21 protein-coding genes are annotated in these 23,545 nt (G+C 60.9%); 11 read left to right on the top strand and 10 right to left on the bottom strand.

The genetic code is table 11. The features are described from left to right. Positions 1 to 37: 37 nt before the first annotated feature. Together NET03_RS05135 and NET03_RS05130 are read left to right on the top strand one after the other, a co-directional pair. Positions 38 to 610, top strand: coding sequence for a sigma-70 family RNA polymerase sigma factor (locus NET03_RS05135; protein ID WP_252127825.1), 573 nt, complete (start codon positions 38 to 40; stop codon positions 608 to 610). Beyond that, the gene (locus NET03_RS05130) at positions 607 to 1,377 is read left to right on the top strand and encodes an anti-sigma factor (RefSeq protein WP_252127824.1); all 771 of its coding nucleotides are present in this window, start codon (positions 607 to 609) and stop codon (positions 1,375 to 1,377) included. Before NET03_RS05135 ends, NET03_RS05130 begins: the two co-directional genes overlap by 4 nt. Before the next feature lie 361 nt (positions 1,378 to 1,738). On the opposite strand, the gene NET03_RS05125 is transcribed toward NET03_RS05130, so the two are convergent. The 4 genes from NET03_RS05125 to NET03_RS05110 all read right to left on the bottom strand — a co-directional run bounded on the left by NET03_RS05125 (position 1,739) and on the right by NET03_RS05110 (position 6,917). After that, positions 1,739 to 3,583 carry a peptide ABC transporter substrate-binding protein gene (locus NET03_RS05125; protein WP_252127823.1) on the bottom strand — a complete coding sequence of 615 codons (1,845 nt, stop codon included), beginning with the start codon at positions 3,581 to 3,583 and terminating at the stop codon, positions 1,739 to 1,741. Positions 3,584 to 3,675: 92 nt separating this feature from the next. Next, complete coding sequence (locus NET03_RS05120) at positions 3,676 to 4,602, bottom strand: ABC transporter permease (protein WP_252127822.1); 927 nt, start codon at positions 4,600 to 4,602, stop codon at positions 3,676 to 3,678. Between the two features lie 32 nt (positions 4,603 to 4,634). Next, positions 4,635 to 5,567 carry an ABC transporter permease gene (locus tag NET03_RS05115; RefSeq protein WP_252127821.1) on the bottom strand — a complete coding sequence of 311 codons (933 nt, stop codon included), beginning with the start codon at positions 5,565 to 5,567 and terminating at the stop codon, positions 4,635 to 4,637. Between the two features lie 324 nt (positions 5,568 to 5,891). Further along, entirely contained in the window at positions 5,892 to 6,917 is a 1,026-nt protein-coding gene (locus tag NET03_RS05110) for an NAD(P)/FAD-dependent oxidoreductase (protein WP_252127820.1), read from the bottom strand. 170 nt (positions 6,918 to 7,087) lie between these two features. Here NET03_RS05110 and NET03_RS05105 point away from each other — a divergent pair, with 170 nt between their 5' ends. The 8 genes from NET03_RS05105 to NET03_RS05070 all read left to right on the top strand — a co-directional run bounded on the left by NET03_RS05105 (position 7,088) and on the right by NET03_RS05070 (position 15,918). Beyond that, entirely contained in the window at positions 7,088 to 8,533 is a 1,446-nt protein-coding gene (locus NET03_RS05105; RefSeq protein WP_252127819.1) for a TrkH family potassium uptake protein, read from the top strand. A 146-nt stretch (positions 8,534 to 8,679) separates the two neighbouring features. Then, on the top strand, positions 8,680 to 10,134 hold the full coding sequence (locus NET03_RS05100; RefSeq protein ID WP_252127818.1) for a potassium transporter TrkG: 1,455 nt from the start codon (positions 8,680 to 8,682) through the stop codon (positions 10,132 to 10,134). A 10-nt stretch (positions 10,135 to 10,144) separates the two neighbouring features. Next, the gene (locus NET03_RS05095) at positions 10,145 to 10,795 is read left to right on the top strand and encodes a potassium channel family protein (RefSeq protein ID WP_252127817.1); all 651 of its coding nucleotides are present in this window, start codon (positions 10,145 to 10,147) and stop codon (positions 10,793 to 10,795) included. Positions 10,796 to 10,854: 59 nt separating this feature from the next. Continuing rightward, positions 10,855 to 11,634 carry a fumarylacetoacetate hydrolase family protein gene (locus NET03_RS05090; protein WP_252127816.1) on the top strand — a complete coding sequence of 260 codons (780 nt, stop codon included), beginning with the start codon at positions 10,855 to 10,857 and terminating at the stop codon, positions 11,632 to 11,634. Positions 11,635 to 11,645: 11 nt separating this feature from the next. Then, positions 11,646 to 12,278, top strand: coding sequence for an HD domain-containing protein (locus NET03_RS05085; RefSeq protein WP_252127815.1), 633 nt, complete (start codon positions 11,646 to 11,648; stop codon positions 12,276 to 12,278). Between the two features lie 55 nt (positions 12,279 to 12,333). After that, on the top strand, positions 12,334 to 13,668 hold the full coding sequence (locus NET03_RS05080) for a hemolysin family protein (RefSeq protein WP_252127814.1): 1,335 nt from the start codon (positions 12,334 to 12,336) through the stop codon (positions 13,666 to 13,668). Between the two features lie 90 nt (positions 13,669 to 13,758). Beyond that, on the top strand, positions 13,759 to 14,253 hold the full coding sequence (locus NET03_RS05075) for an Rv0361 family membrane protein (RefSeq protein WP_252127813.1): 495 nt from the start codon (positions 13,759 to 13,761) through the stop codon (positions 14,251 to 14,253). A 30-nt stretch (positions 14,254 to 14,283) separates the two neighbouring features. Beyond that, on the top strand, positions 14,284 to 15,918 hold the full coding sequence (locus NET03_RS05070; RefSeq protein ID WP_252127812.1) for a DUF5671 domain-containing protein: 1,635 nt from the start codon (positions 14,284 to 14,286) through the stop codon (positions 15,916 to 15,918). Here the strand turns inward: NET03_RS05070 and NET03_RS05065 are convergent. The 3 genes from NET03_RS05065 to NET03_RS05055 are packed head-to-tail and all read right to left on the bottom strand — an operon-like array spanning position 15,879 to position 18,322. Then, positions 15,879 to 16,457, bottom strand: coding sequence for a DUF84 family protein (locus NET03_RS05065; protein ID WP_252127811.1), 579 nt, complete (start codon positions 16,455 to 16,457; stop codon positions 15,879 to 15,881). The genes NET03_RS05070 and NET03_RS05065 overlap by 40 nt on opposite strands. 3 nt (positions 16,458 to 16,460) lie before the next feature. Continuing rightward, positions 16,461 to 17,531 (bottom strand): ABC transporter permease, encoded by a 1,071-nt coding sequence (locus NET03_RS05060; protein WP_252127810.1) that lies wholly within the window; start codon positions 17,529 to 17,531, stop codon positions 16,461 to 16,463. Then, complete coding sequence (locus NET03_RS05055; RefSeq protein WP_252127809.1) at positions 17,528 to 18,322, bottom strand: ABC transporter ATP-binding protein; 795 nt, start codon at positions 18,320 to 18,322, stop codon at positions 17,528 to 17,530. The genes NET03_RS05060 and NET03_RS05055 overlap by 4 nt, the downstream gene beginning before the upstream one ends. A 1,165-nt stretch (positions 18,323 to 19,487) precedes the next feature. Between NET03_RS05055 and NET03_RS05050 the strand changes: the two genes are divergently transcribed. After that, on the top strand, positions 19,488 to 20,939 hold the full coding sequence (locus NET03_RS05050; RefSeq protein ID WP_252127808.1) for an NCS2 family permease: 1,452 nt from the start codon (positions 19,488 to 19,490) through the stop codon (positions 20,937 to 20,939). 10 nt (positions 20,940 to 20,949) lie between these two features. Here NET03_RS05050 and NET03_RS05045 read toward each other — a convergent pair whose 3' ends face one another. The 3 genes from NET03_RS05045 to NET03_RS05035 all read right to left on the bottom strand — a co-directional run bounded on the left by NET03_RS05045 (position 20,950) and on the right by NET03_RS05035 (position 22,723). Then, positions 20,950 to 21,168: a hypothetical protein gene (locus tag NET03_RS05045; protein ID WP_252127807.1), complete on the bottom strand. Its 219-nt coding sequence runs from the start codon at positions 21,166 to 21,168 to the stop codon at positions 20,950 to 20,952. Between the two features lie 22 nt (positions 21,169 to 21,190). Next, complete coding sequence (locus tag NET03_RS05040) at positions 21,191 to 21,364, bottom strand: hypothetical protein (RefSeq protein WP_252127806.1); 174 nt, start codon at positions 21,362 to 21,364, stop codon at positions 21,191 to 21,193. A gap of 447 nt (positions 21,365 to 21,811) precedes the next feature. Further along, positions 21,812 to 22,723 carry a cation diffusion facilitator family transporter gene (locus tag NET03_RS05035; RefSeq protein WP_252127805.1) on the bottom strand — a complete coding sequence of 304 codons (912 nt, stop codon included), beginning with the start codon at positions 22,721 to 22,723 and terminating at the stop codon, positions 21,812 to 21,814. Positions 22,724 to 23,545: the final 822 nt, after the last annotated feature.

Genomic DNA, 23,545 nt, shown 5'->3' with positions numbered 1-23,545 from the left:
CGGATACGGCGAACGGGCAGGCTGGATGGACACCGACGTGAGTGAAGCGAGCGACGCAGAACTGGTCGCGCGCGTTCGTAGTCGGGACCGAGCGGCGTTGGAAGTGCTCTACGACCGATATGCGCGGTCGGTCTACTCACTTGCGTTGAGTATCCTCCACGATCCGGGAGCAGCCGAAGAGGTGACGCAAGAGTTGTTCTTCCACGTGTGGCAGTACCCGCAGCTGTATGATGCGGCACGCGGTCCATTTGGTCCGTGGTTGCTTCGCTCGGCTCGGAATCGTGCCATCGATGTCCTACGCCGGCGGACTCGCGAGCGGCAACTCAGCTGGCGCCTTGAGATGACGACGCATGTCACCAACCAGAATGATCCCGACGACACTGCGCTCCAGAACGAGGCAGTAGCCCGTGTTCGGCAGGTGCTCGCTGAGCTGGACAGCGGTCTGCGACAAGTGATTGAGCTTGCGTACTTTGAAGGGTTAACGCAGCGGGAGATCGCCGAGCGATTGGGGGTGCCGCTCGGAACAGTGAAGACGCGGGTTCGGACGGCACTGCAGCGTCTCGCGGCAGCATTGGCGGGGGACCGGGAGCTATGGACGGACACGCGGTGACGGAACATGAGCAGGAACTCGTGGAGTATGCCCTCGGGGAACTCGATCCCGAGACGGCAGCACGTGTTGCCCGACATCTTGAAGGATGTGAACGCTGCCGGGCAGAGCTCCTTCGGATTGAAGAGGCACTCGGTTGGCTTGGGACGGCGGTGCCACAAGTCGAGCCCTCTCCGGCGCTGCGTGCCCGCGTCCTCGCCGCCGCTGCGTTTGAGGGGCGCCAGCGCTGGCGGTTGGCATGGGCGCGTGGACTGCTTGCAGCGGCGGCAGTGTTGCTTGTCTTCGCACTCCTGCTCGCGATCACTCGAGCTGACCGGCAGGTCAACGAGCTCGCAGCACGACAAGCAAGTATCGCGGCGGTCTTGGCAGCTGCGGACTGGTCGACAGCGATGGAGGGCGAACGAGCCGACATGCCAGCCCGGGTGGGGCGCGTGTACTTGGATCGGGAGGGGCGAACCGGCTTGGTGGTGCTTGAGGAACTCCCACGTCCCGATAAGGGGCACGTCTACCAGGTATGGCTCATCCGGTCCGATGGCGGGCGAGATAGTGCGGGGGTATTCCTTCCAGACTTTCAAGGGAGAGCGCTCCTTGTGATCCACGCGCGGGATCCCTGGACGACATACCAAGGGATGGGGATCACTGTCGAGCCAGGACCAGAAGGGAGCGGGCAACCGACTGGCGAACGAATCGCGGGATGCGCATGGGACTGGGAGGCGTGGGCGATTTATGACGGGATCGCTCGCCCGCGGCTGGAGGCTGGGCAGGGCTGACTGCGAGGTGGAGAAGCCTTCTTGAGCCAGCTTTCTCCCTCGGTTTTCCTGAGATTGATTTGGTAGACTAGCACTGCGGATCGCACTGCTGGCGCTGTCACTTCGCTCTTTGGGGAGTCGCCTGGTGGTCGTTTCGCAGGAAGAACGCCACGCGGTATCGACGGAGCTTGTCGTGAGCGTCTCATCTTCCCTCGTTAAGTTGTCGGTCTGTCGTGAATTGCTGAGGGGGCTCTGGCATGCTGCCTCGTTTCTCACTACTCCCGTGCTGCAGTACGAGACAGATGTGTGGCTCGGAAGAAGACGACTGTCCCCTTATCCCAATCACGGGATAAGGGGACAACCTCGTTCTGATGCAGCGTGCTTAGTGCTTGAGGATCTTGTAGTAATCGTAATGCCGGATGAAGATGTTCCACTCCGGGGTAAAGTCACCGTTCCGATTACGCGGAAGGTTTGTGACCCAAGGCTTCATGAGTCCGTAGTTCCAAGGATTGTACACATAGATTGCCGCGGCGTCCTCAAGCTGGATCAGTTGGGCCTGGTAATAGAGCTGGTACCGCTTCTGAGGATCTTGTTCTCCGTTGGCTTGGAGCACGAGCCGGTCGAACTCGTCGTTCGCCCAGCTGTGGCGGTGACCGGTCGGGGCTTTGGAGTACCAGACCTGGAAGAGGGTGTTGGCGGGATCAGGGTAGTCAATGTACCAACGGACCCACATGAGCGGGATCTCGTGCTTCCACATCCGTTCGTAGGTCTCGCGTGGTTCACCGACGATGTGCTCGAGTTCCATGCCGAGCACTTCCTTGAGCATTTGGATGATGGCAGCCGCAGCAGCTTTCGGAGCGTCGCCCTCTTCGCGGTGAGTAAGTGTCAGGCCCTTCGGCCAGTTCTTCCCGCCCTCGTAGGGCGTTCCTTTGAGCCACTGGCGTGCCTTATCGGGGTTGTACTCTGTGAGTTCACGAATCTTGTCGTCCAGCTCGATGTAGTAGGGCATACCGGGCGGGTTAAAGGTGTAGGCGACCGTGGCCAGCCCCTTGAGGACCTGCTTGACGATCGTCTCGCGGTCGATGGCGTGGGCCATCGCGCGGCGGACTTCCTTCAGGTTGTATGGTTCGAAGTTCGGGTCAGGCACAAGGTACCACGTGCCGTAGAGGTTGAACTGCTGATATTCCTTGCTGAGCTTTGGATCGGAGCGGACACGGTCGAGTTGGCCAAGCGGGCCGCGCCACATCCAGTCGATTTCGTTGTTTTCGTAAGCTTGGAGTACCGCCTCGCTCGGAATAATTGGGCGTTCGACACGCTGAAGCGTGATGTTCTTGGCATTCCAGTACTTCTCGTTCTTCTCCAGCACCACGATCTTATCGTGCTCCCAACGGACGAGCTTGAAGGGGCCGTTGCAGACGATGTTCTCTGCCTCGGTCCACTTGTCGCCGTACTTCTCGACTGAGGGGCGGTGCGCCGGGGCAGCGGCGATGTAGGCGGCGAGAATGGGGAAATAGCCGCGTGGTCCCTCAAGTGTCACTTGGAGTGTGTAATCGTCGAGGGCCTTGACCCCGACGTCATCGCGGGTGACACCGGGTTTCTGCGTGTTGAACGCCTCAGCATTCTTGATGTCGTAGAGGAAACCAGCGTAAGGTGCCGCGGTGGCGGGGTCAAGCTGCCGCTTCCAGGACCACTCGTAGTCGTGGGCGGTCACTGGGTCACCGTTACTCCAGTAGGTATCCTTCCGGAGATAGAACGTCCAGACGGATGCGTCCTCGTTCGGCTCCCAGCGTTCCGCGATGTCGGGAACAACCTCGAGATCCGGTGTGAACATACCCAGCATGGCGAAGCACGAGGAATCTCCCTCGCAGTAGAGGTCGCGGTTAAAGTCAAAGCTCTGCGGGTCACGTTCCATGTTGGTGCGGAAGACTTGCTCGGGGGCGAGTTCACCTTCTGCTGCCGTCGGCGTTGGAGCGGCGGTCGGCGTTGGACCGACAGCACGTGGCGGGGTTGGTGTGGGGACGGGAGGCGGAGTGACAGCAGCGGCTGGTGTGGGTGTCGCCTCTGGACCGCGTTGGCATGCAGCCATGGCCAACGCGGCACCAGTCGTACCCCCAACTGCACCGACAAACCGCACGAACTCGCGGCGATCGAGGTTGACTGCCTGGAAACGTTTCCAGAGAAGCGCCACCTGTTCGGGATCTTCCCACCAGCGGAGTTTGTCGCTCATCGTACCTCCTCCTCTCAAGATGAGCTGCTCACCTCGAACGTGCACGGTAAGTCAACAAGTGTCGGAAGGCCGCTCCCTTGTGTCACCCCCTCTCACTCGCGCTTCCGCGTTCGCGGATCGAGGGCATCGCGCAGTCCGTCGCCAAGGAACGTGAAGCTCAGCATGAGAAGCGCGATCAGGATAGTCGGGAAAAGCGGCATGTACCAGTAGGAAGTGATGTACTGTTGCGTTTCACCGGCCATTTTGCCCCAGCTCGGTCGCGGCTCGGGGATTCCAATGCCGATAAAGCTGAGCGCGGCCTCGGTGAAGATCGCCTGTGGGATGCCGAAAGTGAGAGCGACGATGATTGGTGAGAGCGCGTTGGGGAGCATGTGACGGGTGATAATGCGCCACGGAGAAGCTCCTGCCGCTCGTGCAGCGATGACGAAATCGCGCTCGCGGAGTGCCAGGAACTCGGCACGGGTGAGGCGTGCCAGTGTCACCCAGCCAGTGATACCGATAGCGATGAAGATGTTTTGCATGCCGCGTCCCAGGGCGGCCATGATCAGGATGACGAACAGGAGTTGCGGGAAGGCGTACATGACGTCGACAAAGCGCATAAGGAGCGAGTCGACGCGGCCACCCACGTACCCGGCCAGTGCGCCGATCGGCACGCCAATCAGGAAGACGAGCACCTGAGCGCCCAGTCCAACAGCCATCGAGACTTGGGCTCCCCAGATCAGCCGACTCAGCATGTCCCGCCCGACGAGATCCGTGCCGAGCGGGTATTTACCGGTCCAGGTCGGGAACTGGGAAACTGCGGTGAAATCGGCCTTATCGTACGGGTAGGGTGCGAGTATCGGTGCGAACAGTGCCAGAGCAGTAAAGATGAGGACGATGATCAGGCCAAACATCGCTAAGCGGTTCGCAAGGAGCCGGCTCAGCGCATCGCGCCAGAGTGTGCGGTGCGGTCGGGCTGCCCAGACCAGGGCGTCAAGCCGCTGTGCCTGTCCGGTCATCCCAGCACCAGCAGTCGCCATGAGGTCACTTCCTCCCAGTACTTCCTCACGCGTCAGGCCAAGCGAATCCGCGGATCGACGATGCCGTACAAGATATCCACGATGATGTTCATGATGGCCAGGAAGGCTCCATAAATCAAGATGACCGCCATGATCATCGGATAATCGCGTGCGATCAGACTATCAACAAAGAACCGCCCCATGCCAGGGACACGGAAGATCTTCTCAACGAAGGGAGAGCCTGTCCCAATCGCAGCAAACATCGGACCGAGGATGGTAATCGGGGGGATGAGTCCATTCTTGAGCACGTGCCGCAGAATGACCTGACGGTCACTTAATCCCTTGGCATAGGCGGTGCGAATGAAGTCCTGCCGTAATACCTCGACCATACTGGCGCGGGTGTAGCGAGCGATGATGCCGATGGGGCCCAGCGCGAGCGCGATCGTCGGCAGCACCCAGTCGATCGGAGAGTCCCAGCCACCCGTACGTGGAATGACGGGGATGAGCAGGACCAGGAGCACGATCAAGAACAGCGCGAGGATAAAGTTGGGAACAGCAACGCCAAGCGTCGCGATAAAGCTACAGAGGTAGTCGACCGGACCGTTCTGATTGATCGCCGCGATGACTCCGAGCGGGATGCCCACCAGGATTGCTAAGGCCATCGCCATAATGCCCAAATGGAGCGAGATGGGGAGAGTGCTTGCCATAATGTCGCGGACTTCGCGTGTCTGGTACTGGTAGGAATAGCCAAAGTCCAGGGTGAAGATATGGCGGAGATACGTCAGGTATTGTTGCCAGAGGGGCTTATCGAGCCCGTATTTGCGCGCGAGCGCCTCTTGGGCAGCGGGTGGCAGCGGATTGGCTTGTGGGGCGCGTGGTTGGAGCGGGCTACCCGGCGTTGCATGCATAATGATAAAGGTGATCAGCGAAATCGCGATTAATGTTGGAATGACCATGAGAAGCCGGCGCGCGATATACTGCGCCATCGTCCACTCCTCACTCTTGTCGTCGCCTCGTTCGGAGTGCCCCGTCTTGCCGCAACCGCTCAGTGCGACCCTTGTGCCTGCACACTACCACATTGACGGAATCGCTGTCAATGCCCCTGGGAGAGCGGTATGAACCGGCATTCGTCGCAGGTTTTGCCGATGTACTCGGCTGGTCACGCGACTGCGCGGAACCACCGCTGCATTCCAGCGGCAAGTATCCGGCATAAGACAAGGGATGTGTGCGGGCACTAGATCCAAAAAAGAGGTCGCCAGACCGTGCGCTCTGCACGGACTAGCGGAGAGAAGGGTGACTTGCGAGCGGGCTCAGTCAGCCGAGACTGCGGTGCGCTCGCGTTTTTCCATGACGTTGGTGGAGTGGCCAGCGTCAAGGCGGGCAGAGGGGTCGAGATGGACGACGGCATGATTGACGGCGGTGATCGCCTCGGCAACCCCGGTGGCGATCAGTTTGAACTTACCGGGGTACGTCACCACATCACCAGCGGCAAAGACGCCGGGCAGTCCAGTTGCCATCGTCCGCGGATCGACGACGATGTTGTTGCGTTCGATCGTCAGGCCCCAGGTCTTCAACGGACCGAGGTCGGCGGCAAAGCCGATGGCGACGATCAGGGCCTGAGCGGGGAAGACACGCTCCTCACCGGTCCGGGTCTGGTGGACGACGACTTCCTCGAGCCAGGCATTGCCGCGAACCTCCTTGACCTCATAGAAGGGGTAGTAGAGAGCGACCGGGGAGTCGTGCAGTTGCTGGACGGAACGCTCGTGGGCGCGGAACTTCGAGCGGTGGACGAGCGTTGTGGAGCGGGCGAGGGGGTAGACAGCCAAAGCCCAGTCGACGGCGGAGTCACCGCCACCGACGATGACGACATCCTTGTCGCGGAACTCCTCGAGGGAGCGGACGAGGTAGGTGACGCCGCGGCCTTCGAACTCCCGGACGCCGGGGGCCTCCAGGCGCTTGGGTTCGAAGGAGCCGACGCCGGCGCAGATGATGACGGTGCGGGTGTAGTGGTCGGCCTTGTCGGTTGTGAGGCGGTAGTGGCCGGCCTCAGGGAGCCAGGTGAGGGTCTGGGCGGACTCACCCAGGCAAGGGACGGCGCCGGTGGAGAGTCCTTGCTCCACCGCGCCCTTCACGTAGTCCTTGGCCAACACTTTGGGGAAGCCGGCGATATCGTAGATGTACTTTTCGGGGTAGACGGCGATGAGCTGTCCGCCGAGTTCGGGTAAGCTATCGATAATCTTGGTCTTGAGCCCACGCATGCCAGCGTAGAAGGCGGCAAACAGCCCAACCGGTCCCCCACCGATGATCGTGGTATCAAAGACATCGTGCTGCGTCATTGCCTTCTCACCTCCGCACCACTCATGGTGCACCCGTCCCCCGAACAACGTCGGTCGGAAGCGGGTCCCTTCCGGGAACGCACGTCACTGGCAGAGTATAGCGCGTTGACGAGCGTCACGGCTATCCCCTAGGCTTGCCCGAGAGTGGGGGAGTGGAAGCGAGTCAGCTCATGGATCGCCTCAGGCATCCGAGCCGTCCTCGAGAACAGGTGCGTCGCCCTGGCGATCGGATTGTGCGTCGCGCTGTCGCCCCGCGCGAGGCTGTGCAACTGCCGCGGCCGCGTGCACCGCGTCGCCCGCGCCCCATTGCACTCCGACTCACCATCGGGTTTGCGTTGCTGATCCTGGTGGGTACTGCGCTCTTGAGCTTACCGTTCGCCTCGGCCGATGGTCATCGTGCGTCGGTTGTCGATGCTCTCTTCACAGCAACCTCAGCAGTCTGTGTGACAGGACTCGTGGTCCGTGATACCGCGACCGCGTGGAGTGGCTTTGGGCAGGCGGTCATTCTGATTCTCATCCAGCTCGGTGGCTTTGGGTTTGCGACCAGCGCCACGCTCCTGCTGGCGCTTCTGGGAATACGGCCCACGTTGCGGGATCGCCTGGCCTGCGGGATGAGTCTTGGCGAACCAGGACCCGGTGGAGTGGTTCGGCTGCTTCAACGGCTTGCTGTTCTGACACTGACTATCGAGCTAGCTGGGACGCTCGTGTTGTTGCCAAGTGGGATTGCGGCAACGGGCTCGTTCTGGCGAGGGATCTGGTGGTCGCTCTTCCATAGTGTGTCGGCGTTCAATAACGCCGGATTCGATATCGTAGGTGGATTCCGCTCGATGACACCCTACCAGCATGCGCCAGAGGTCTTGCTTCCCATCGCCATCCTGATCGTCTTGGGAGGGCTCAGCTTTGCCGTACTCTCGGACGTCGTGCGCGAGCGTCGCTGGGGGCGGCTGACGCTGGATAGCAAAGTTGTCTTGTCGACGACTGCTGTGCTCCTTGTAACAGGTACGCTACTCATCTTGGCGTTCGAATGGGATAACCCACGGACGCTCGGTGTCTTGCCACTGCGTGATCGCCTCCTCAACGCCTTCTTTCAGGCGGTGGTGCCGAGAACTGCCGGCTTCAATTCGCTTGATGTAGCGCGCATGAATGACGAGGCATTGTTCGTGACGATTGGGCTCATGTTTGTTGGTGGTGCGAGCGGTTCGTTTGCCGGTGGAATCAAAGTGCAAAGCTTTGCTCTCCTGCTCCTCGCCGTGTGGACCGTCCTGCGGGGGCAGCGGCAGGTCGCTGCGTTTGGGCGGGAAGTTCCCGCCATTTTCGTGTTCCGCGCAATGACGATTGCACTCTTGGCGGTCGCACTTGTTTTCCTGGCGAGTTTTTTCCTCTCGCTTCTCGAACCTTTCGGGTTGCTGGAGATCTGGTTTGAGGCGACCTCAGCCTTTGGAACGGTCGGGCTGAGTATGGGGATCACGCCGGCGCTCCATCCGCTCAGCAAGCTCATCCTCGTCGGGACGATGTTCGTAGGGCGGCTTGGGCCGCTCACGCTGGCGCTGGCGTTGGCAGAACGGACACGACCGGAGCCGGTGCGTTATGCGCGGACCGCAGTTGCTCTTGGTTAATGCGATCGGCGTTCTTGCGAGCGGTGTCCGAGTAGTTCGCGCCGGCAGGGCGGCGACCTCAGTTGACGGTGAAACGGCGTCGGCGTAGGCTTCAGGGCGCGTTCGATCGGGGCGCGCAACTGCGTCCCTAAGAGCAGGCGACCACAGTGGAACGCTCACCACATCCGAGACATCCCAGTCGCCCTCCGTCACTCGTGCGTCGTCCGGGTGACCGGACGATCCGGCGTGAGGCTTTGCCCAGCGAGGTCGTGCGGCTCCGCGTGCGGCACCGTCGGCGCCTGACGGTGCCGCTCCTCGTTGCACTCTGGGGTGGTGCAGCGCTGTTGACGATCGCTGGTGCGCTGCTTCTCCGTTGGCCTGCAACATGGGAGCCGGGTCAAGCGGTGTCCTGGTGGCAGGCGATGTTTGTTGCACTTTCTGCAGTCTGCACCGCGGGGTTCGCACCGGTGGATATTGGGACGGTTTGGAACCACTGGGGACAGGCTGTGATTGTCCTGTTGGTAGAGATCGGTGGGCTCGCATACGTCGCCACAGTGACCTTGCTTTTGGCCGGTATCATGCGGCGGGGCACGGTCTTCGAAGCGCATCACGTGCTTGGTGTGCGGCTCGGAGAAGAGCAGCTTGGGGAGCTCCAGCCGTTACTGCGCCGTCTCCTCATGGCGACGCTCGCAATTCAGCTTGTTGGCCTCCTGCTCTTGTTACCGGCGAGTGTCCGTGTCCATCGCGACGTGCCAGAAGCACTCTGGTGGGCGTTTGTCACCGCAGTGACGGCATTCCACAACGCTGGCTTTGACTTCGAGCCCGGCTTCGGCGGACTTGCGGCCTACCAGCGTGATGCGAGTGCGATACTGCCGATCAGCGTGCTGGTGCTGCTTGGCGCGACTGGTTTCCCGGCGCTTTCCAATGTTGTTGCGCGGCGCTCGTGGCGGCGCCTCTATCCCGATACGCGCTTGGTGCTAGTCTCGAGCGTGATCCTCTTGGCGATTGGCACCGGAAGTATCTGGCTCATGGAGCGGGCGAATGCGGCGACGCTTGCTGGCTTGCCTTGGCATCTGCAGCTCCTTGATTCCTTTACGATCACCGCTAGCCGTACCGGTGGTCCTCGGGTGATCGACACACGCATGCTCGGTGAGGAAACGTCGTTCCTCCTGGGAGCGCTGACCTTCATCGGCGGTGCGAGCGGCTCAGTCGCGGGTGGGATCAAATTGCAGACGTTTAGTCTGCTACTCCTGGCGATTATCGCCACAGTGCGAGGGAGCCGACATGTTGTGGCCTTTAGCCGAGAAGTTGCGGATACGCAGGTTTTTCGTGCCCTCACGATTGCAATCTTCGCGTTGGTCGTCACCTTTGGCGGTACTGTGGTGCTGGCGGTCTGGGCGCCGTATGAATTGCCCGTCGTGTGGCTCTTGGTCGTGCAAGCATTCGGGCTGGCTGGAGCGGAGACCGAGCTCGTTGCCAGTTTAGGTCTGGCTGGGCAGGCAGTGTTGGCGATCCTGCTTGTACTCGGACGCTTCGGGCCGCTCGCTATCGCGTTGGTCTTTGCAACGGAAATTCCGCGGGAAGTAATGCATTACGCTCAAGAATCGATTCGGCTCGGCTAGGAGGAAGGAGATGCGCAAGCAGTTTATGGTGTTGGGGGTCGGGCGGTTCGGGAGCGCGATTGCGATCGAGCTGGAGCGGCTAGGGCACGAAGTGCTGGCGATCGATCGTTCTGAGCGAGCGATTGAGGCGGTGGCCGACTATGTCACCCACGCGGTGACTGCCGATGTGACCGATCTGGAGGTTTTGCGGACGCTGGGTGCTCAGGACTTCGACGCGGCGGTGGTTGCGATCGGCACCGACGAGCGTTCGAGTATCATGGCGACGGTATTGCTCAAAAAACTCGGTGTGCGCTTCGTCCTCGCCAAGGCGCAGAACCAGCTGCACGGTGACATTTTGACGATGGTTGGTGCCGACCGCGTGGTCTATCCGGAACGGGAGACCGGTATTCGCGTCGCGCACAGCCTCACGATGCCGTTGGCAAAGGACTACTTTGATGTTGGCCCGGGTTATGGTCTTGCCAAAGTCGTCGTCGATCAGCGCATGGCAGGAAAGACGCTCGAAGAACTCGATCTCCGCGAGCGCTTTGGGGTGACACCACTGTTCTTGCGTCGCGGTGACCAGGTCATCATGAACCCTCATCGTGGTGAGCGCTTGCGCCTCGGTGACGAGTTGACGATCGCAGGGCGTGACGAGCAGCTCCAGCAGGTGTTGCTGCTGTGAGGGTAGACGATGCTCGAAAAGGTTTTCGGTACGGCGGGTGCAAAGAGAAGGAGGACAGTGTGGAACTTGCCCGGATTCTGGTCGACGGGGTACCGAAAGCGGTTGTCGTCGAAGATGGGATCGCTTACGAAGCGCAAGGGGACTGGTTCGTCGAGCGTCCACGCCGTGGGCGTCCGCTTGGTCCATTTGAGTCGTTCAGTGTGTTGCCACCAGTGGAGCGACCAAGCAAGATCGTGGCGGTCGGGTTGAACTACGCTGCGCACGTCACAGAGAACGATCCGACGCGGAAGATCCCTGACGAGCCGGTTTTGTTTCTCAAGCCACCCAGTGCGCTCCTTGGTCACGGGGGGACGATTCTCTTGCCACCCGGGAATCGGATTGACTACGAGGCGGAGCTCTGCCTTGTCGTTGGTCGACGGGCACGGCGCGTGCCCGAGTCGCAAGCGCTAGGGTATCTCCTCGGATACACCTGTGGGAACGACGTAAGTCATCGCGACTTTCAGTACAAGGACGGCCAATGGGTCCGCGGGAAGGGGTTCGACACGTTTTGCCCGTTAGGACCGTGGATTGAGACAGAACTTGACCCAAGCGACCTTGCGGTTCGGTCGCGCTTGAACGGGGAGCTACGCCAGAACAGCCGCACGAGCCAGATGCTTTTCTCCCCCGCTTTCCTTGTTTCCTTCATTTCACACGTCATGACGCTGGAGCCGGGTGACATCATCATGACAGGGACTCCCTATGGAGTGGGGCCGATGAAGCCTGGAGATGTCATCGAGGTGGAGATTGAGGGGATTGGTGTCCTCCGCAATCTCGTTGGTGCGCGTGACGATCGAGTTTGAGGAGGCTTGGGGTGGCCGAGGCGTCGGAATTGCTGCGTTTCGCTCGCGCGATCGGCCGCCTGAAGACACTGCGTCGCCAGGGCTGGATCGACCGCGGAGTGCGCGAGCCGGAGTCAGTGGCTGATCACAGTTTCCGGCTCGCGCTGATGGCGTGGGTGCTGGCACAGAGGCGTCCGGATCTGGATGCGACCCGGGCAATGCTCCTCGCACTCGTGCACGACGCGGCTGAGGCGATTGCGGGTGACCGGACTCCGTTTGATGCGGCACTTCAGTCCGGGGCGGAGCCGGCAGTCCTCTTCCGTCAGCGACCGGTGTATGATCCCGAGGCCGAAGCGCGGAAGACAGCTGCCGAGCGGGCCGCCCTCCGCGAGCTCGCGGCATTGCTCCCAGGGCTGGTTGGCGAGCGTCTGCTCGAAACATGGGAGGAATATGAAGCGGCTCTGACAGCGGAAGCGCGTTTCGTTCGCCAGCTGGATAAGCTTGAGACGGTGCTCCAGGCCCTAGAGTATCGCGAGCGCCAACCAGACTTGATCATCGACTCCTTTATCCTGGGAGCGCTCGACGAGGTAACTGACCGATCGTTGCGGGAGCTCCTGGAGCAGGCGCTCGCTGAGGCGGGGTGGCCTTCAGTCGGAGCGGGCTGACAACAGGCCCGGAGCGCCGTGGCTCGTGCGGCACGAGCAGGAGAGGAGGGGGCGGATGCCGTTACTCGGTCAGCTCCTCGTCATCGTGACCCTGCTGGCGGTGAATGCGTACTTTGCGGCAGCCGAGATCGCGGTCGTCTCGGTCCGACGAGCATATCTCCAGGCGCTCGCGGAAGAAGGTAATGCTGCGGCGCGCTCGGTGTTGCGTCTGCTCGAGGAGCCGTCCCGTCTCTTGTCGACGATACAAGTCGGTGTCACGCTGGCCACCTTCTTTACGTCGGCTGTTGGTGCCGTCTCGCTGGCTATGCCACTCGCACAAGTCCTCGCTCGACTGCCACTCACCGAGCAACAGGCTGCTGCACTGGCGCTCATCATCGTCACGGCTGGCCTTTCATTCGTGAGCATCGTGCTCGGGGAACTCGTGCCCAAAACACTCGCTGTCCAACATGCCGAACGAATGGCGCTGGCGAGTGCGGGCCCGCTCGTGTTCTTGGCGCGAATTACCGCGCCTGTTGTCTGGCTCCTCTCGAGTGTGACGACCATTGTGTTGCGCGGGCTTGGCGTGGCGCATCCTGGGCGGGTACCGAGTGTGACACGTGAGGAACTCCTCACGCTGCTTGATGTCGCGGCGCGTGAGGGCGCAGTGAGCCAAGACGAAGCCCGCCTCGTTGAGGATGCTTTCGAGTTCGGCGAGATTACCGTCCGCACCGTGATGGTTCCTCGGGTCGATATGGTGACTGTGTCGGCAGAGATGTCGCTCCAAGAAGCAGTCGAGCAGTTCTTTCGTACGGGACTCTCGCGCCTTCCTGTTGTGGGGGATTCACCGGACGATATCCGCGGCATTCTGTACGTCAAGGACGTCTTCCGGTTAGTCTGGCAGCAACCAGAAGCGAGGACGCTTCCGTGCCATCGCTTCGCGCGCCCCGCAGTCTTCGTCCCTGAACACACGCCGGCGCGTCAGGCGTTACGGCTGTTGCGGCTGCGACGAACCAAGATCGCGATCGTCGTCGACGAGTTCGGGGGTGTGGCAGGGCTGGTGACGCTGGAGGATCTGCTTGAGCGGATCGTCGGCGAGATCGCTGACGAGTTCGACCCGGACTACGAGCCGCTCCGTGAGATTGCGCCGGGCGTGCTCGAAGTAGACGGGAGAGTGTCGTTGGATGAGCTTCTGGATCGGTTGGAACTGGACGAAGAGGAGCTCGGTGCGGAGTTCGAGGCCGAGTCGGTGGGAGGGGTCATCACCGAGTGCTTAGGGCGCTTCCCTGAGGTTGGAGATACGGTTCAACTTGGCCCGCTCCAGCTCGAGGTGCGTTCGATGGAGGGGCACCGAGTGCGGCTCGTCCGCGTTGTCTACGAGGCCCGTGACGAACAGGAATCGCGTAACGTGTGATCTTGCTCTGACGAACTCTGCCCGGTACACTGGTCTAATCGATCAGCGGTTCGATCAGATGCGCAAGCGCATTCAGAATCGAGGCACGGGGTGCAACAGCCGACACGGTTCATCATTTTGGTCGGTGCCGTTCTCGCTGCGCTTGTCGTTGTAACGGCAGTCGTCGTTTTGCTCGTGGAGCGGCGTGGGCCGCCGCAGTATCCTCCGGGCTCGCCCGAAGCCGCGGTCGTCAGCTACATCGAGGCGCTGCGGGCCGGAGATCCTGAGCGTGTCCGGGAGGCTCTCTCGAAGCGTGCACAGCAGGAGCTCGAACGGCGGGAGCAGTTGGAGATCTACTACAATTTTGAGGCTGAGCTTCGGGGGGCAAGCGAATCATTGCGGAATGCGCGGGTGCGGATTGACCGAGTTGAGGCTCGCGATGGCCGGGCGACCATCATCCTCACGATCGAGCGCACCGCGACTGACATCCAGCCTGGTTTCCCATTGCCGATCCTTGGCGGTGGGACGTTCACGTACCAGCGCACCTTGACCCTGGTCCGCGAGGACGGAGCCTGGAAAGTTGATGAACTTGCGTTCTATCTCTAGCTGGTCGTGGTCCGCGAGAGGAGCGATATCGTGGCGATCGCGAGGCGTCTTTACCTCTACCTCGTTGTAGGAATCGCGCTCGCCGTCTGGGCGACTGGTACGGTGCGTCTCCTGCGGGCGCTGTTTTTCGCTCTTTGGGAGTTTCTTGCGCAGCCGGCCACGGCTGGTGATCCAGAGGCGTTTCGTCGTCAATTGAGCGTGAGTGTTGCGTTGCTCGTTGTTGCTTTCCCAATTTGGGCCGTGCACTGGTGGCTGCTCCTGCGTGAGATCGCTGCTGACCCGACCGAGCGTCGCTCGGCTCTTCGTTCACTGTTCCTCACGCTGGTGCTCCTGGTGACCTTCGGTTTTTGGTTGAGCAGCGGAGTGGAGCTCCTGCGACTGACGCTCCTCGGCCTGCTCGGTGTGGCAGATTCGATGGAGGTCAGCGTTCCTCGTGCCCTCGAAGAGCTTGCGCTGCTTCTGGTGACTGGAGCCCTCTGGCTCGGGCACGCCAGGCTGGCGCGCGCGGAGCGCCGAATTGTGTCGCTGGAAGGGGCGGCTGATTGGCTTTTGCGACTCTACGGGTATGGTGCAGCAGCGACTGGACTGACACTGCTCGTTGTCGGGATCGCGAACCTCTTGCAGACAATGCTTGATGTACTCCTCACGCCAGTGGTCGTGACTGGGACAATCCGCTTTCCGCTAGCGGCCTTCACGGCATTTGCGATCGGCGGTCTGGTGGCCTGGGGACTGCACTGGGGCGAAGCACTGCGCTTGGTAACTGGTGCGTTCCCCGCGGCGGAGCGCGAGCGACACTCGCTCGTCCGCTGGACCTATCTTGGCTTGGCCGTCTTTGCGGGCCTGGCGGGTCTGTTGGTTGCACTGGCGGCCTCTCTCAATGCCATCCTGCGTTGGATGCTTGGTGTCCCCGATGGAGAGACGCTTCAGCGTCTCCGCCAGCTCTTGAGCCCGTGGGCCTGGGCGATCCCACTCGTACTGGTGTGGTGGTACCACCGGGTAACCATGCAGCGCGAAGCAGCGGTGCTTGCCAGGCACCCACGCGTCGGCCCCGACTGGGCCCTGGGGGTGACACGCCTACTTGTCTATCTCTCGACGTTCGCAGGGTTGCTGCTCGCTGTCTTGGGGACGGGTGGGCTCGTTGGACTCTTGCTGAGAGCGCTGGTCGCGGCAGCGACAGGCACGACGCTCGGTAACTGGCGTGAGGATCTGGCTTTCACAGTGTCGCTGAGTGTGGTTGGCGGTGCTGCGTGGTTGGCGCTCTGGCGGGAAGTCGCGTTGCGCACCCTGCGCCAACCCGAAGCGGAACGAACGAGCCTCAGCCGGCGGGTGTACCTCTATGGGACGCTGGGACTGAGTGTTCTGGCGTTGCTCGGCACAGCTGGCTATGTCGTGTATCAACTTGTCTCCTGGCTTTTCGGTCTCCTCTCCTTGACCAGCGCACTCAGCGATGCTGCCCCGGCGTTTGGCTTCACGCTCGTCGCGCTCGGCGTCTTGATCTCACACCTCATAGTGCTGATGCACGACGCGCGGGCGATTGCTGCCCGGCCGGTCACGCAAACGGTCCGGCTCGTCCTGCGGCTGCCCCCGGAGAGTGACGTGGATGCTGTGGTGCGAGAACTCGCCGATCACTTGCCACCGGGTGCAGCGCTCGAGCGGGCGACGTGAAGCGAGTCGCTGCGCTGTCGCTCCAGATCGCAGAGTGCATGCAGCAGAGCGATCGCGAAGAGTTCGACCCGGTCTCGCCGACCACGAGTGAGCACTGCCACGGCGCCATTCTTCCGGCTTGCTGTTCCGAAGGTGACGGTGAGCGCTGTGGCCAGATCGAGTCCCGCGAGTACGCGCTTGGCAAGCTGATCTGGGAGCGGAAACCGTTCGGCACCGCCGATGCCGAGACGCTCTTCTCGGTCAATCACGACGGCCCAGCTCACCACGTACCAGCGTCCAAGGGGGCCAGGTGTGACCCCTGATTCTAAGCCGATTCCGAAATCCGCATCGGTCTTACTTCGCGCGGCCCGAGCTCGGGCAAGCGCACCCGCGACTGTCTCTTCGTCGCTTAACGGTTGCGCCCGCACACCGCTGGGGACAGCGAGACAGACCAGTTCCCAACTTGGCCAGAAGTGTGGGGCCACACGCTCGACTGCGGCACGTTTGGTTGGGTGCTGGGAGCCGAGCGCTATGCGGACGGGTGGCCCAAGGTCTCCCATAAGTCAAGCAACCTCCCGGCGGAGCGTCGTCATGGCAAGGACAAGCATGAGCGCAGCAAAGCTGACGAGCACAACAAGGTGCGGGACGAGCTCCTCGAGCCCTTGCCCACGCAACATGATGGCGCGCAGTGCCTCGTTTGCCCAGGTCAACGGGAGAAACTGTGCGACCCACCGGAGTGGCCGGGGCAAGCTCTCCACTGGCCAGATGATGCCTGACAGCAGTCCTTGGAGCGAAATGACGAGGGGGATAAACTGAACGACCTGAAGCTCTGTTCTGGCGAAGGTGGAAAGGAAAATGCCAAGGTTCACCGCACCAACTGTCAAGATAACAGTAAAAAGGATAACTAACCAGAGTGAGCCGACGGTATTGATGCGTAACACAGAGACGGTGAAGAGTACCATAAGCAGAGATTGAATGAGGGCATAGAAGGCGAAACCGAGCATGTACCCGAGGACGATCTCGGCCCGGTCCAGTGGGGAGACAATGAGGCGTTCAATGCTTCCTTGCAGACGCTCGCGCAGGAAGGAGACCGACGTGAGGAGGAACACGAAGAAAAACGCAAAGAAGCCGATGAAGACCGGCGCAAAGGTATCAAGCTCATCGAACTGTGGGCTACCGGTCACGTACTCGAGCGTCAGTGACGGCTCGGTGCCTTGAGGAAGGAGCTGTTGCAGCACGGTGCGCATCGCGGCTTGGCTGACGATCGTACTGACCTGGCGTGCTCGACCGGGCTGCGAGCCGTCCAGTACCAGTCGCATTGGCGAGGAAGTAGCCGGTTCAATGAGTACGGCGCCAGCTGCCTGCCCGGCACGGACGCGCTCAATGGCCTGTTCGGGTGAGACACGCTCAATCCGGATAGAGAGAGCGGTGAGTTCCTGAGCGAATGCAGTGACGAACGGGTTATCGGGGGCACTGAGGGCGAGGGTGATAGTGCGAGAGCTGCCGCGGTAGACATACCCAAGGAGGGAGAGGATCACGATGGGAGCGAGGAAGATAAGTGCCAGGGTGCGTCGGTCACGCCGGATCTGACGCACAATCCGGATGGTGATAGCGAGCACACGACGCCAACTCATCGGGCCGGCTCCACAGGAAGCAGAGGTTGACCAGCCAGGGTAAGGAAAGCGTCTTCGAGCGTTCTCTGACCGGTCAGTACACGCAGCGCAGCTGGTGTGTCGCTCGCCAAGAGACGGCCATCGCGCAGGATACCAAGCAGATCACAACGGTCAGCTTCGTCCATGATGTGTGTCGAAATGAGGAGCGTCGTCCCTCGTGCAGCGAGGGCACGAAAATGCTGCCAAAGTGCTCGTCGCAAAAGCGGATCAAGGCCGACGGTCGGCTCATCGAGCACGAGGAGTTCCGGTTGATGAAGGAGGGCAACAGCCAACGAAGCACGCTGGAGCATACCGGTAGAAAACCGGTAGAGCTGGTGGTCCAGCCAGGCGAGCAAGTCGAGCTGCGTCGCCAGATCTTCGATGCGTTGCTCGAGTTCGCGGCGACCGACCGCATAGACTGCACCGAAGAAGCGGAGATTCTCACGCAGGGTCAGGTCGGGATAGAGTGCCGGCGCCTGCGGCATGTACCCGATTCGTGCAGCCACACGTCGATCTGGCATCTCCCGGCCAAAGACAAAAAGGCGTCCTTCGCTCGGCCGTAGTGCGCCGACGACCATGCGGAGAAACGTTGTCTTCCCCGAGCCGCTTGGACCAAGCACCCCATAGACGACGCCGCGCGGAATGACGAGAGAGATTCGATCCACAGCACGCAGTGGACCGAAGATGCGCGAGACGTCCTCTGCGACAATGGCGGCGTGCGCTCGCTCAATTGGCCGTCCCTCTCCATCAGCCTCATGCGCTGCGTCGCCCATCGCAGCAACCCTTCCCGCACTACCGCGTGTCGTGCTCGTCTTTCTACAGCGTCGGACACCATGCAGCTTGGGGCAAGGATAACCAACGTGTTCAGGCACTGCAGCGGGTATTCGCCGCCAATATCGATGCACAGGCTTCTGGAGTGCTACGGTATGGGGCGCCCGCAGCGGTGATGGTCTGTGTTCCTTGTCCCAACAACAGTAGCTGGTTGCAACCGCTTCTGTCACAGAAATCACGGTACGCTCCCGTGGACTTCCCTACGTCCGACCGAGAACCCGGTTAGCGTGCTCTCTTACCTTCCGACACAAGCGGTGACGCACTTTGGTGTTTGTGGATGAAATGGATCGAGTGATCGATTAGCTCCGGGCCAGAGGGGTGCGACCGAACGGGCAGCGCTCTCGGAAGCTCGCGTTCCAATCCTCCGTAGGGCGAGCCCGAATGCTCGGTGTCGAGAGACATGACCGAGGTACGCGCAGCTGCGGTCGGAGCAAAACATGTGTTGGCCGCTCGCTGCGAATCATGCTGACAACATTGCTTTTCAGGCGGGACTTCCCTTGGCTATCCAGTCACCAAGGGAGAGAAATCTGGTCACACGCTGGTCGCATAGATTGGAACGCCGGGTACATTCCTATTCATGGTCTGGGGGAATCTCTCTGCAAGAGGGTAACTATTCCCTCGATGTTGGCAGGACTTCTTGTTTTGTTGCCTCGTTCGTTGTGATGCCGCACGATGGTGAAGCAAGTGCAGACAGATGGTACCTCGTCCATGAGTGCCACAACGCTCGCCGCGCTCTCGGTGGTCAATGAAGGATGGACGTTGCCTCAAACCTTCCCTGCGTGACTGCCAGTGGTGGGTTTGCAGAAGCGTGTGGCTATTTGGGCTAGCGCAGGGCTTTACCGTCAACAGAAGTGGCTGATCTCTGTTGCCAACCACGTGCCAGATCAGAGTGCGCGATACCGCTCGAGATCGTGCGGGAACCCACGGATCAGTGTTTGCGTGGGGCCGGGCAAGATCACGTGGCCCAAAGTGCAAAGGGGATCTAAATCATCCCGGGAGAGACGCCGCTCTCGTATTGAGGGGCAGCAATGTGCTTGTGCCTTGTCGGCTTTTCACTACGCGGGTACAGTACGCAGTGTACGGACAAATAGTATGAGGAGGTGACGCGTGGGCGAGCGTGCCATGGCGACGGGTGTCACAGGGAGCGAGAGCTGGCTCGAACGCTTTTTCCATCTCCGCGAACTTGGCACGAATGTGCGAACGGAGATTCTTGCGGGCGTAACGACGTTCATCGTGATGGCCTATATCATCTTCGTGAACCCGCAGATCCTTCATACGCCTGATGTCCCCGATAAACTCCCGATCTCGGCGGTCACGACAGCCACGGCGCTCGTGGCTGGGATCATGACAATCGCTATGGGGTTGGCGACGAACCGAGCCTTTGCAATGGCACCAGGCATGGGGCTGAATGCTGTCGTCGCCTTCCAGCTGATGGGCGCGATGGGGCTGACCGCAGCAGAGGCGATGGGGGTGATCGTTGCGGAAGGGATCGTGATCACGATTCTTGTGTTGCTTGGTATCCGGCGCTACGTGATGGAGGCGATCCCACTGGAGCTCAAGCAGGCAATCTCTGTCGGGATTGGTCTCTTCATCCTGCTCATCGGCTTGGTCAATGGAGGAATTGTGGTTGCAGACCCGGCAACACTTGTCCGGCTCGGCGATCTTCGCGGCGTTCCCGTCTTCGTGACTGGTGTCGGCCTGATCATCACGCTGTTTTTGCTGGCGCGCGGGATCCGCGGCGCACTGCTTTGGGGAATCCTGCTCACCACTGTCGTCGCCATTGTGGTGCGGGCAGTGACCGGCACTGAAGCCTTCCCGCCCGGTGTTGCCCAGCTCCCCAGCCAGTGGATTGCCGTGCCGGACTTCAGCCGGATTGGTGATTTCAGCTTCGGATTCTTCACCAAGCTCGGCGTCCTGACGGCGATTCTTGTCGTCTTTTCGATCATGCTGGCCGACTTTTTCGACACGATGGGGACCTTAATTGGAGTAGGGCGGCGAGCTGGTTACCTGAACGAGCGGGGCGAGTTTCCGCAGGCTCAGCGAGCCCTTCTTGTCGATTCTCTGGGAGCAGTGATGGGCGGTGCTTGCAGTGCCTCTTCAGCCACGACCTACATTGAATCGGCAGCGGGCATTAGCGTTGGCGGCCGGAGCGGTCTGGTCTCGGTCGTGACCGGAATCCTCTTTCTCCTGTCGATGCCGTTCTGGCCGGTAGTTGGGATTGTTCCGGCACAGGCGACGGCACCAGCACTGATCATTGTAGGCTGGATGATGATGGGTGTGCTGAGCGAGGCTGAGGCTGAGGCGGAGGCAAAGGAATCGCGTGTCCGGATTGGCGGCATCGACTTTGCAAACCTTGAGATCGGCTTGCCGGTCACGGCGACGATGCTGATGATGCCTTTCGCCTACAGTATCACTGACGGGATCGGTGCAGGGTTCATCACTTACACACTCATCAAAGTCTTTCGCGGGAAGTACCATGAGGTGCATCCTGTGCTCTACGTCGTGAGCCTGGCATTCATCATCTACTTCTTGCGTCACGCGCTTGGGCTCGTGGTGTAGTCTACAAAGGTCAGGTTGTGGCTGTCTGTCGAACTGCTGTGATCACCAACACAAGGAAGGCGAGACCAATGAGATAGGCACCAAGGACGGCCGCAAGCGTCCATGTGAGCCCGCTGAGAGGCTCGCCGGTCGCGTCACTGAGTTCTGCCTGGCGGATGCAGTCGAGCAACCAATGTGGTCCGATGAGAAAGACAAGTAGGGCCAGGAGCGCTGTGATGACGTCGAGCATGAGAAGGCTCCTGGCCCGTCTCTCAACTTGTCGCGCGCTGGCGGACAGCGATGACCGCCAAGATCAAGACGAGTGCTCCGAGTGCAAGAAAGAGCACGGCACCGACTGCTCCACTGACCCAACCAGCGAAGGTGAGTAAGGCGAGCAGGCCGAAGAGCGGTAGCAGGAACCAGATCAAGACCTGCAAACGCGGCATGGCAACGCTCCTTTCGCTGGAAAACTCGCTTGCACGACGCGAGTTCCACAGCCGCATTTGGCCCCTGTAACTACAGGATACCATGGGAAGAGGGCGGTCGGAGCGAGATATTTCCGCGTGTGGTTCGAGCGTCGTACATTCTCTCGTCAGGTTGTTGATCGTCGGAGCTTGTGCTGCCGCTTCCGATGCGACGTGTGGGCCGTCATCGATAGGGGCCTTGGGCTTCTCAACTCAACCGATGCAGAGCAGGGACCGAATCGAAAGACGTTGGCCATGAGTGGGTGGGGTTGCCCACCCACGTATCCTGAGCAGGAGGTGAAAGTAGCCGCTCTTGCGACTGCTGAGGTCCCGAGGGCACCGCCTGCCGCGACCTTGAGAGGTGGTTCGCGTCCCAAACCGGCTGTGATGGCGGTTTGTCTCTCCAGCAACAGGAACAGCGGTAGCGTGTCATTCCGTCCAGATACGGTAGCCACGTGTGAGGCGCAAGTGCTCCGGGAGCGCAGGTTCAACGTGCACCGTGACGTCTGCCGATTGTCCCACTGCTGCCTCGACAGCGCGGGCAACCGCACTGGCGATGTCATGGGCAGTCCGCACGCTGAGCTCCGGATCGACCTGAATGTGTAAATCAACCCAGACGAGTCCGTCGCCGCCACGGGTGCGGATATTGTGGACCCCTTGGACGCCGGGAACGTTGCGTACGGCTTCCTCAATTACTTCGACCGGCACAACGGCAGTGTCGGACAGTGTCAGGGCAGCATCGCGAATGATCGTCCACGCGCCCCAGCCGATGACGCCGGCGATACCAACCGCGAGGAGCGGATCGACGATCGGATACCCGAGGCGAACAGCGATCAGCCCACCGATTACGGCGATCGAGACGAACGCGTCGGCAGCGGTATGTTTGGCGTCAGCACTCAGGATTGGGCTGCGCAGTTCGCGCCCACGTTGACGCTCCCACAAACTCACGCCACTGTTGATGCCCAGGGTGACAATCATGACCGCAAAAGAAAGGCCAGTCACCTCCGGCATTGCACCAATCTGGAGGCGGCGCCAGGCCTCTTGCAGGATCTGGACAACGAGCAGGCCCATTGCGCCGGCGATGACAAGTGCAGTAAGTGCCTCAAAGCGTCGATGGCCATAGGGATGTTCTGGGTCAGGCGGTCGAGAGGCGACGGCCATCCCGATCAGTCCGACGACATTCGCGGAGGCGTCGAGCAGCGAGTTCAATCCGTCCGCGAGAATCGAGAGACTGCCAGTGAGAACTCCAATACCCAGCTTGGCTACTGCGACGACGAGGTTGAGCACGAGAACGGACGCAAGTGTTCGTCTGATAGCGCGGGCCCGAGATCGGGTGTTCACCGACTTCCTCCGACGGACTGCCGTGCCTCAGCGTAACTCTACTTGGCCGGTTCTCATGCGGAGAAGAGTAAACCCTGAATTCATACCAGCAAACATGACATGGACAATCGATCATTGACGATTTTGCGAGTGTCTACATGATCGAAAGGTGCGAGGAAGTCGTCTGTGCACCCGCTCCCAGCCAAGGAATGTTCTGAAACGGAAAGCAGAGGAGCCCACTGGGGTTGCTGAGCGTGGTCTGCCAAGTCACTGAGCAGCGGTAATCTCGGCGAGCAATGGCGAGGAGTCATCGAGCTCCTCCGCTGCATGCCGCTTGATCGTTCGTGGTCATGCGCGATCTGGGAAGCCCGCCGTGGTGTGGTGAAGATAGAGCCTGGGTGGCAAGCTACCGGTACTGAGCATGCCCGTCGCGCAAATGTCGCTTGTTTCCGTTGATGGAAAGAGCTCAACCGGAGAGGGATTGGGTGGGACTACGACAACAGGCTTGGAACCTCTCGGGCTAGTCCGTGCGCCGGAAAACTTTGGCTTGTTCCCCAAGGCTGGTTGCGCGAGTTCGTTGTCTCCGTTGGAGCAACGCGGTGTTGAACAGTGTGAGCAGGCGGTCGCACGGCAGCATATCCCTGCTATTCTCCGCGCCATGAGCCGCGTCGGGGGTGAGAGCTCTGTTGCCCTGGTCCTCGCGTGCTGGCAGGATGCACGGACTCTGGTGGACGCCCGTGGGTATGCGAGGAGCGTGCTGCGCCACGCTTGTCGAACAGGTGCGGGCCCCACGAGTGGTACTGCGGCAAAAATCCGGTTCGGTGCGCCACGCTGTACTCTCTA

The sequence above is a fragment of the Thermomicrobium sp. CFH 73360 genome, assembly GCF_023806465.1.
GTDB lineage: Bacteria > Chloroflexota > Chloroflexia > Thermomicrobiales > Thermomicrobiaceae > Thermomicrobium.
Note: the sequence above shows the minus strand (reverse complement) of the source record. Positions and strands in the feature narration are given on the sequence as shown.

What these genes read in the sequence shown, in the direction of transcription:
- NET03_RS05115 (WP_252127821.1), bottom strand. Translation starts at nt 5,567, where the DNA reads ATGGCGCAGTATATCGCGCGCCGGCTTCTCATGGTCATTCCAACATTA.
- NET03_RS05045 (WP_252127807.1), bottom strand. Translation starts at nt 21,168, where the DNA reads ATGCTCGACGTCATCACAGCGCTCCTGGCCCTACTTGTCTTTCTCATC.
- NET03_RS05065 (WP_252127811.1), bottom strand. Translation starts at nt 16,457, where the DNA reads ATGGGAGACCTTGGGCCACCCGTCCGCATAGCGCTCGGCTCCCAGCAC.
- NET03_RS05095 (WP_252127817.1), top strand. Translation starts at nt 10,145, where the DNA reads ATGCGCAAGCAGTTTATGGTGTTGGGGGTCGGGCGGTTCGGGAGCGCG.
- NET03_RS05060 (WP_252127810.1), bottom strand. Translation starts at nt 17,531, where the DNA reads ATGAGTTGGCGTCGTGTGCTCGCTATCACCATCCGGATTGTGCGTCAG.
- NET03_RS05105 (WP_252127819.1), top strand. Translation starts at nt 7,088, where the DNA reads ATGGATCGCCTCAGGCATCCGAGCCGTCCTCGAGAACAGGTGCGTCGC.
- NET03_RS05080 (WP_252127814.1), top strand. Translation starts at nt 12,334, where the DNA reads ATGCCGTTACTCGGTCAGCTCCTCGTCATCGTGACCCTGCTGGCGGTG.
- NET03_RS05055 (WP_252127809.1), bottom strand. Translation starts at nt 18,322, where the DNA reads ATGGGCGACGCAGCGCATGAGGCTGATGGAGAGGGACGGCCAATTGAG.
- NET03_RS05040 (WP_252127806.1), bottom strand. Translation starts at nt 21,364, where the DNA reads ATGCCGCGTTTGCAGGTCTTGATCTGGTTCCTGCTACCGCTCTTCGGC.
- NET03_RS05110 (WP_252127820.1), bottom strand. Translation starts at nt 6,917, where the DNA reads ATGACGCAGCACGATGTCTTTGATACCACGATCATCGGTGGGGGACCG.
- NET03_RS05120 (WP_252127822.1), bottom strand. Translation starts at nt 4,602, where the DNA reads ATGGCGACTGCTGGTGCTGGGATGACCGGACAGGCACAGCGGCTTGAC.
- NET03_RS05125 (WP_252127823.1), bottom strand. Translation starts at nt 3,583, where the DNA reads ATGAGCGACAAACTCCGCTGGTGGGAAGATCCCGAACAGGTGGCGCTT.